The sequence below is a fragment of the Streptomyces sp. SID14436 genome (assembly GCF_010548465.1).
In the GTDB taxonomy this organism is placed as follows: domain Bacteria; phylum Actinomycetota; class Actinomycetes; order Streptomycetales; family Streptomycetaceae; genus Streptomyces.
On record NZ_JAAGMD010000378.1, the window covers coordinates 1 to 1,837 of the forward strand.

Sequence of the window (1,837 nt, forward strand, 5' to 3'; positions counted from 1 at the left end):
GCCGCCCGCACGACAGCGCAGGCCGCCCGCACGCCGGCGCGGGACCACCAGCAGCACCGAACACCGGCCGGCAGCACCGCACCGAACACCGGCCGGCAGCACCGGAACACCGGCCGGCCGCACAGACGCAGCACAGATCACCGGCAGCACAGATCACCGGCAGCACCGCGAACGTCGCGAGAGTCGCGAGAGGGAACAGCGAGGAACCCCATGTCCACAGACCAGGTCTATGTCATGCCTGCCTCCCCGAGCCAGCTCGGCCTGTGGCTGCTGAGCGAGCTGGAGCCCACGTCGAGCGCCTACCACGTCCCCCTCGCCGTGCGCCTCACCGGCCCGCTCGACCCGGCCGCCCTGGAGGAGGCCGTACGGCTGCTCGGCGAACGCCACGAGATCCTGCGCACCACCTTCGGCACGGCCGACGGGGAGGTGTCCCAGTTCATCCACCCCGCACCGGCCTGGCGCATGGAACACGTCGCCCTCGACCATCTCACCCCCGAGGCCGCCGAGGAGGCGTGCCGCGACCACAGCGCCGCCCGCGCCTTCGCCCCCTTCGACCTCGCGGCGGGCCCGCTGCTGCGACCGGTCCTCTACCGCCTCGCCGACGACGACCACGTGCTGCTCCTGGCCCTGCACCACATCGTGACCGACGGCTGGTCCACCGGCGTCATCGCCGCCGAACTGAGCGCCCTCTACCGGCACGGCGCGGACGCGCTGCCCGCCCCCGCGCTGCAGTACGCCGACTTCGCCGTCTGGCACCGCGACTGGCTGGCCGGCGGTGTCGCCGCCCGCCAACTGGACCACTGGCGCGCCGACCTCGCCGACGACCTGGCCCTCGACCTGCCCACCGACCATCCGCGGCCCGCCCGCCCGGCCCGCGGCGGCGACCGCGTCACCGGCCGGCTGCCCGAACACCTCACCCGGCGGCTCCGCGAACTGGCCGCCTCCCAGGGGACCAGCCTGTTCGCCGCGCTGCACGCCGCGTTCGCCGCCACCCTGTCCCGTTACAGCGGGCAGAGCGAGGTCCGGATCGGCGTCCCCGCCGCCGGACGCGGCCACGCGAACACCGAGGACCTCATCGGCTTCTTCGCCAACACCCTCGTCGTCCGCACCGGGATCGACCGCGCCCAGGGCTTCCGCGCCCTGCTCGGCGAGGTCCGTACGCGGCTCGCCACCGCCCTCGACCACGCCGACGTGCCGTTCCGCGACGTCGTCCAGGCCCTCGGCCACGGCACCGACCGCACGGCACCGCCCCTGTTCCAGGCGATGGTCGCCGAGGAGAACATGCCGCAGGGCTTCGACCTCGCCCCCGGCCTGCGGGCCGAACGGTTCGACGTGCCCAACGCCACCGCCAAGTTCGACCTCACCCTGTTCGTCGCGGACACCCCGGGCCAGGGCGCGGGACTCACCCTCGAGTACAGCACCGAACTGTTCACCGAGCAGACCGCCGAACGGCTGCTCGACGCGGTGCTCGCCCTCGCCACCAACGCCGTCCACCACCCCGACCGCGCCCTGCGCACCCTGACCTGCGTGTCCGTGGAGGACCAGGTGCGCCTGTCCGGCTGGTCGCGCGGCGGCCCCGCCGTCGACGGCGGCACCACCGCGCTCGACCTGTTCCACCGGCAGGCCGCCACCGCCGGGGACGACACCGCCGCCGTCGAGGGCGACACCCGCGTCACCTACGCCGAGCTGGACCGCCGGGCGGGACGCGTCGCCGCCGCACTGCTCGCCGCGGGCGTGCGCCCCGGCCAGGTCGTGGGCGTGCTGCTGCCCCGCTCCGTGGACCTCGTCGCGGCCCTCCTCGGCGCCTGGAAGTGCGGCGCCTCCTACCTGGCGCTCG

The 1,837-nt window shown here is 75.0% G+C and carries 1 protein-coding gene; it reads left to right on the plus strand.

From position 1 onward, the window contains the following. Nucleotides 1–210 precede the first annotated feature (210 nt). A partial coding sequence (locus tag G3I53_RS13255; protein ID WP_164438373.1) for a condensation domain-containing protein occupies nucleotides 211–1,837 on the plus strand: 1,627 nt, incomplete at its 3' end.